Here is a 5,767-nt window from a genome sequence, read left to right on the forward strand (position 1 = left end):
AGTTTCCTCGCCGGCGCCACGATCGCCGGTTTCTTCCGCGTCGAACCCCCGCCGGTCAGCCGGGCGTATTGCTCGCGCGCCCGCGGGTTGTATAGCAACATGCATCAGGCTCACTCGGCCGGCAGTTTCCGCAGGACGCCAGGGCCGCGACGGGTGATGCGGCCCTGGCGGTCGGTCATGCCGCTTTGATACTGTCGGGGAACCAGACCCGCATGTGCCCCGACCTGCTTGCCCGAGGCGAACCGTTTCGCGTCCCATGGTCCGAAACACCGCCTCCCGCGTCGAACGCCGATAAAGACACACAACACACTTGAACCGCCCCAAGTCCGCGGCCATAATCAAGCCGGACATCGCAAGCTCCTTGGTGAAACGGGATTCGGACAACCATTGTCGTCCTCCCCGCCAAACGACGGCTTGCATGGATTCTTTCGGCAAGACGGAGGGCGTGGTTATGAGGGCAATAGCAGGCGTGAAACTGCTGGCGGTGGCGGGCTGCCTGTGTCTGACTGCGGGAGTGCGGGCGGATGACGGCAAGGACGACACCCTGCGCGGCAAGTGGAATATCGTGGGGATGGTATACCGGGGCCAAGTTCAGGACTTTGGGGGGCCGACCGGAGGGACCATGACAATCACAGACGGCAAACTCCAACTAAAGTACCTGAGCTACGACACTCCGTCCGAATGGGCCATCGCCATCCAACCCTCGGTGATCCCCCGGCGGATTGACGTCCGGTTGCCGCATGACGACGAACGTCGGCTCGGAATCTACGAGTTGAAGGACGGCGTCCTTCGGATTATTTTTGCCCGGCCAGGTGACGACCGCCCGAAAGATTTTGACGCCCGCAAGGACGAGAAACTGATCTTGTACACGCTCAAGAGGCCGAGCAAATAGTGGTCAACGCCGAACCAGACGTTGCACATTAGCTGACCATCAAATCGATCTCCAACTGTCACACCAGACAATGGCCCTCTCCGTGGCGTTTGCCGCTTTGGAATTCAGGAGTGCGCCCGTGAGTGAACAGTCGAAAATGGCCGCCCGGCGGCCGGGACGCCAGACAGGCCCTCGTCATGGGCGGCTTCACTTTTCCGTTCCGCGACGACCTGTTGATCCCGGCGGCGCCATTGTTCGGCATGAGGGAGTGGGCGGGCGAGTCTCCCGTCCGGGTCGGACGCACCCCGACGGGCCTGTGCGTCGGCATCGGCGTCCGGATCGGCTCTGCCGGGCCGGTCGATCTCCCGAGTCAGGTTGAAGGTGTCGTTCGGGTTGGACGCCGTCTGGTCGGCGATCATGGCCTCAATCACCGGAAACATGCGGGGTGTTGCGTATTTTTTGGCTTCGGTCATCGTGATCCGCCCAAGCTTCCGGCGGACCTCGAAGGCGGTGGGCGGACGAATCCGCTCATGGAACCCGTAAGCGGGAACCCCGATGACGACCAGCGCGGCCGCCGTCTTGACAGACCCGATGACCGATCCGGCTGATCGACTCGTTCGGGTGGTCTGACGAACGCTCGCGGGCGGATCGGCCGGAGGCGGCGGATCATTCGACCCTGGCGCCGGTTGTTTGCCCATGCAATTTCCAACCACAGACAGTGCCGGCGTGCTGCTCGGTGACGCCAGGGCGAGCCGCTTTGGCGTCGCCAACCGAGTCGGTCGTCACCGCGACCGCCGGCAGAAATCCCGCGGTGTCGACGGTAATTGCTTGTTTTCTCCTGTTGAATTTCTTGGATCCGTCGAAGCCTCGCTCCCCGCCGATCTCCGTCGTCTTTATCGAATGACTGTCGATGCTCGCCGTGCTCGCGGTCGGTTCACGCGACGGTTCGGCATGTTACCGAGTAACCTCCCGGAGCACGTCCGGTACGGCCCGCCAGTCTTCACTGCCACGCCACGCCAAGAAGTAATCATAGACCGCGATCTTGGCGGAGCAGTCGTTTGGAAGTAACTCCCACTGCCAGCCAGTCCGGTCCAAATACAGTAAAGCATTGACGATCTTCCGCAAGCCAGCCGACCGGATCGGCCGCTCTGTTTGGCCGCCAGAAATCAAGTTTCCAACGGACACCATTTGACTTTCGTCAGTTTGATTGAGTGATATTTGCCGATCTGGCGATCGATCGTGGCATTCTTCCTTGCTCAGATGAAACGCAAGCCTCGCACTCCTATGATGTTGCACGCAATACCACTTTTCGGATGGTGCCCGAGTTCGACAGTCTTTCTAATCTCGGTTATTCGCTAGTATCAAGAGGAACTGGCTCGTCTCTCCCTCATGCCGTGCAAGCCCATGAAAATTGACATTGAAACCGTGCGTTATTATTCCGGTCTCGGCGACTTGGTGATGCTGGCCTGGCTGGCCGAGGGGAGCAAGACCGGGTCCGACCCGTTGGTGTTCCATCGAAAACGCGATCCCGGCCTGACGGAATTGCTTGGAATGCAGACTGACCTCGAACCGGGAGGAGTCTCGATGGACGCCGCGTTTGACATCGAGGTGGTCGATCACGGTCGAAAACCGCGTCTGGACTACATCCGGCAATTCCTGGGGATCAAGACGCCATTGGTTCGTCCCGCCTTGCGAATATCGCCGGAGGACGAGGCTTGGGCCAGACAAACGGCCGCCGAACTGGACGGTCCGCCGGTGATCCTGTTCCCTCAGTGCGTGTGGAAACCACGCGAATGGCCCGCCAGTCATTGGGTGGACCTGGCGTGGAAACTCAAGGGCGGCGGAATTCCTGTGCTGCTGATGTATCAGGGAGACGACACGAGGTTCCGCAACACGCCGCTGTATCACTGGAACGTTCCCATCCCCCGCATCGCCGCATTGATGAAACATGCCTCCTTGGTGGTCGGTAATGACAGTTTTCCCGCCCATTTGGCGGGCACCGTCGGGACGCCGACAATTGCCTTGATGGGGCCGACCAAGGCGACGGTGTTCGCCCACATGCCCGGCGTGGAATGCCTCGCCTCCGGCCGGATCGACTGCACCGGTTGCCACTTTCAGGCGCCGTTTCGGGCCGCCTGCGACCAAGGGTGCCAGTCGCTTTTCCGGCTTTTCCCGGAGGAGGTTTTTGCGAGGATCATGGTCAGATTGCGGACCCGACGATGACGGCCGGTGTCCGGATCATCGTCGCCGCAGGACAAACTCAATGGCCGATTCGCCGACGGGATTCATGGTCTGGTCCGCACGCCCGACCCCGGCGAGGAAGGTGGTGTGGAGTTGCTCGACCCGCACCGGTTCGGCCAGATCCCCGACCTTGGCGAACAACGAGGTCAGGTTGACCGAGACGGGCGACCACGACGAGGGCTTGTGAAACGTGAAGGTGTGTTTGTGGTCGGAGTTGAACGTGCTCGGCCAAACCCCCTGTTCATACAGATCTTCGTCCGGAACCAGCACGACGAGATATCCGCCCGGCACAACCACCCGGCACCAGTTGCGGAGGGTGATGAACGGATCGCGGACATGCTCCAGGCAGTGAGAACTGTGCAGGAAATCGAACTGCCCGTCCCGGTGTTTCGCCAGGTCTTGGGCGTCGCCGTCGGGAAGATCAAAGTCAGTCACCGACCGGATGCGGGGAAACAATTGAGCGAACCGGGCCAGCGAATCACTCCCGCTGCCCACGTCAATCCCGTCCCCCCGGAAATAATGAGTGGCAAATCCCGGTGTGTGCAGCCGACGCGAAATCGACTTGCTGCTCTCGTTCACAAATGGCTCCGACGGTAGAAGAAGGAAACTGGCGGGTAGCTCAAGCCACGCCCTTGAAAACGACGGCCTGCCCGGCGGGCAGGCATTCGGCGGCCCTCCAGTCCGGCGAACGTCCGGGAAATCAGGTTGACTCGACAGTCGCAGATTTCCCCGCAACCGATGTGCCTGCGCGCCGGCTCCAGGCTGGTATCCGCGAAATCATCCCGGACGTGAATGTCCCAGGTTGGATCGGTCTCCGGCATCCCCTCGAACGTGTCAAACAGACAAAGTTTCTTCGACGGGCGCCTGTCCCGAAAAAAGCGGCGATCAACGCGCCCGTGCCCCCCTTGTAAACACCGCATTCCCGGATGCCGTCCGCCACATGGGCGGCCTGCGCCAGCAGAGATCACAGGATATGACAACGATCCATCGAGACCAGCATCCTCGGGACCGCCAGCGCGTGATAGTGGATGAATTCCCCGGCCCAAACCAAGGCGAAAACAGCGGATGATAATGATGATGCCGGGCGGATATCGCCGCGTGCGGGCGCCTGTTATGCATCGCAAAGCCGCGTGTCAGACAAAAGATCGACAATATGCGATGATTTCATCGCTTTCACAGGAGAGTTGACAAATTACGAAATACCTTTTGCGAATGCTTTCATTCAAACCGAATTTCCCCATGATTTTTTTGAAAAGAGACGAGTCCTGCTTGTGATGGCGCAGAGCCGTGCTTCCCGTCACGATGGTGGTATCACGACCCCGTTGGCCAAGAGGGTTCGTGTGGTCAAAACCTTGAGTGGTTGTGGTCCGGAGAGGTATCCAGTATCGTTACCGCCGTCTTGCGGTGGTGGAAAAATTTGGGCGATCTCGCTTTCGCATCTTTGAGAGTGTCGCAGTGAACACCGATGCAAAATGGCGAGCCCGGCCTTGATGGGCAGGCTGTTCGAGACCAGTTTTGGCCCGAAGACTGTCGATACTTCGATGAAGGAATAGAGGCGAAATAGCGGATGACGGTTCCGCAGTATGATGGTTCGCAGGAGGAACGTCCGAATACTGCCGAGGAATGACGCAAAGAATGCGTCAGCCGGGTGTCCTCTTGCACCACGGTTTCGGAGATTCGCTTCCTCTGCTATTCTTGGCGTCCGGCCTTTTCCCCGGCTGTGGGTTGCATGGGCCTTGGCCTCATGCCTGTCAAAAATGTGAAGTGAACGGAAGACGCAAGCATTCTCGATCCACGCTTTGATGAAAAAGATCTTGAAGTCTGCCGCCGAAAATCGGATATCTTGATATGTGCTTGGTTCAGGAGACCCAAAGCCGGGGTGGCGCCAAGTCTTCTCATGCGCCCTTGAATCAATTCTTGACGGACAGTCGGCTTGGAGTTTTCAGAAGCAAAGAAACATTCCCGGAATTTTGCGGGTTGTCTTCATTGTTTCCGAAAGCTTTTTGCGATCTTCAAACTTCATCAAGTCCCCGGTTCGCCAACTAATGGCGCCGACCAGTCGAGTCGGGCCTGATGCTTTCCATGGTCGTTCATTCGCCGGGCCATCCAGACAGCCTCTAATACCAATCGGGCCAAATCGGGACGTGTGTTTTCTAATTCTTGGTGAATCGCGCCGAGTAAGGAGCAGATGTATCGGGCCCCCCCTGGGGCGTACAGCCAAGTGTCTCCGTTGACATGTGCCAGTTGTCGGGCCTCATCCTCCAGAGTGAATTCGCGGAACGGGCGCAACAGGTGCAATCCACTCAGACGTGAAGGAGAATCCATTAGTGGCTCCGAACAATCAAGGGTTTTGTCATTTTTTTAGGCTCATCCGAGAAGTTCGTACTCAGGGGTTGCCAAAAAAGAGGAGCATGCCGTTTCATGAAAGGTAACCACACCATCTTCAGGAAGCCGGCATGTCCTCCACGCTACTGTATCGTGTTTTCGGTGTTCGGGACTATCAAGTCGTTCGGACCTCCTCCGCCGAGGGCGGCCTGACCCTTCATCTCCGGCAGGATCCCGCCCATGACCGCTGTTCGTCCTGTCAGTCCGCCAACGTCATCCGACGCGGGGTCGTGGAACGCACCGTCCGCACCCTCCCGGTTGGCGGCAAGC

9 protein-coding genes and 1 pseudogene are annotated in these 5,767 nt (G+C 59.0%); 5 read left to right on the top strand and 5 right to left on the bottom strand.

The genetic code is table 11. The features are described 5' to 3' along the window. Window positions 1-189 (top strand): hypothetical protein (locus BGIM_RS67650; protein WP_238537843.1); only part of this gene is annotated, 189 nt, incomplete at its 5' end. On the opposite strand, the gene BGIM_RS68550 is transcribed toward BGIM_RS67650, so the two are convergent. After that, entirely contained in the window at window positions 111-308 is a 198-nt protein-coding gene (locus tag BGIM_RS68550) for a transposase (RefSeq protein WP_072022330.1), read from the bottom strand. The two genes, BGIM_RS67650 and BGIM_RS68550, sit on opposite strands and share 79 nt — an antisense overlap. A 143-nt stretch (window positions 309-451) precedes the next feature. On the opposite strand from BGIM_RS68550, the gene BGIM_RS0144805 reads away from it, so the two are divergent. Next, window positions 452-892: a hypothetical protein gene (locus tag BGIM_RS0144805; protein ID WP_157369923.1), complete on the top strand. Its 441-nt coding sequence runs from the start codon at window positions 452-454 to the stop codon at window positions 890-892. A gap of 104 nt (window positions 893-996) precedes the next feature. On the opposite strand, the gene BGIM_RS0144810 is transcribed toward BGIM_RS0144805, so the two are convergent. Genes BGIM_RS0144810 through BGIM_RS68560 form a run of 3 tightly spaced genes read right to left on the bottom strand, consistent with a single transcriptional unit; the run spans window position 997 to window position 2,059 of the window. After that, window positions 997-1,569, bottom strand: a complete 573-nt coding sequence (locus tag BGIM_RS0144810; protein WP_020476102.1) for a hypothetical protein — start codon at window positions 1,567-1,569, stop codon at window positions 997-999. Continuing rightward, window positions 1,538-1,783: a transposase gene (locus BGIM_RS68555; RefSeq protein ID WP_390568488.1), complete on the bottom strand. Its 246-nt coding sequence runs from the start codon at window positions 1,781-1,783 to the stop codon at window positions 1,538-1,540. The genes BGIM_RS0144810 and BGIM_RS68555 overlap by 32 nt, the downstream gene beginning before the upstream one ends. Before the next feature lie 42 nt (window positions 1,784-1,825). Continuing rightward, the gene (locus BGIM_RS68560; protein ID WP_020476103.1) at window positions 1,826-2,059 is read right to left on the bottom strand and encodes a transposase; all 234 of its coding nucleotides are present in this window, start codon (window positions 2,057-2,059) and stop codon (window positions 1,826-1,828) included. A 216-nt stretch (window positions 2,060-2,275) separates the two neighbouring features. Here BGIM_RS68560 and BGIM_RS0144820 point away from each other — a divergent pair, with 216 nt between their 5' ends. Continuing rightward, window positions 2,276-3,094: a glycosyltransferase family 9 protein gene (locus BGIM_RS0144820; protein ID WP_157369924.1), complete on the top strand. Its 819-nt coding sequence runs from the start codon at window positions 2,276-2,278 to the stop codon at window positions 3,092-3,094. 15 nt (window positions 3,095-3,109) lie between these two features. Here BGIM_RS0144820 and BGIM_RS0144825 read toward each other — a convergent pair whose 3' ends face one another. Then, on the bottom strand, window positions 3,110-3,691 hold the full coding sequence (locus tag BGIM_RS0144825) for a class I SAM-dependent methyltransferase (RefSeq protein WP_020476105.1): 582 nt from the start codon (window positions 3,689-3,691) through the stop codon (window positions 3,110-3,112). Window positions 3,692-4,140: 449 nt separating this feature from the next. Between BGIM_RS0144825 and BGIM_RS64290 the strand changes: the two genes are divergently transcribed. Both BGIM_RS64290 and BGIM_RS65365 read left to right on the top strand, forming a co-directional pair. Next, window positions 4,141-4,557, top strand: coding sequence for a hypothetical protein (locus tag BGIM_RS64290; RefSeq protein WP_157369925.1), 417 nt, complete (start codon window positions 4,141-4,143; stop codon window positions 4,555-4,557). 1,011 nt (window positions 4,558-5,568) lie between these two features. Then, a pseudogene (locus BGIM_RS65365) lies at window positions 5,569-5,767 on the top strand (ISL3 family transposase); the annotation flags it as partial.

This window comes from Zavarzinella formosa DSM 19928 (genome assembly GCF_000255705.1).
Taxonomy (GTDB): Bacteria; Planctomycetota; Planctomycetia; order Gemmatales; family Gemmataceae; genus Zavarzinella; species Zavarzinella formosa.

What these genes read in the sequence shown, in the direction of transcription:
- BGIM_RS0144805 (WP_157369923.1), top strand. Translation starts at nt 452, where the DNA reads ATGAGGGCAATAGCAGGCGTGAAACTGCTGGCGGTGGCGGGCTGCCTG.
- BGIM_RS0144810 (WP_020476102.1), bottom strand. Translation starts at nt 1,569, where the DNA reads ATGGGCAAACAACCGGCGCCAGGGTCGAATGATCCGCCGCCTCCGGCC.
- BGIM_RS68560 (WP_020476103.1), bottom strand. Translation starts at nt 2,059, where the DNA reads ATGGTGTCCGTTGGAAACTTGATTTCTGGCGGCCAAACAGAGCGGCCG.
- BGIM_RS0144820 (WP_157369924.1), top strand. Translation starts at nt 2,276, where the DNA reads ATGAAAATTGACATTGAAACCGTGCGTTATTATTCCGGTCTCGGCGAC.
- BGIM_RS64290 (WP_157369925.1), top strand. Translation starts at nt 4,141, where the DNA reads ATGAATTCCCCGGCCCAAACCAAGGCGAAAACAGCGGATGATAATGAT.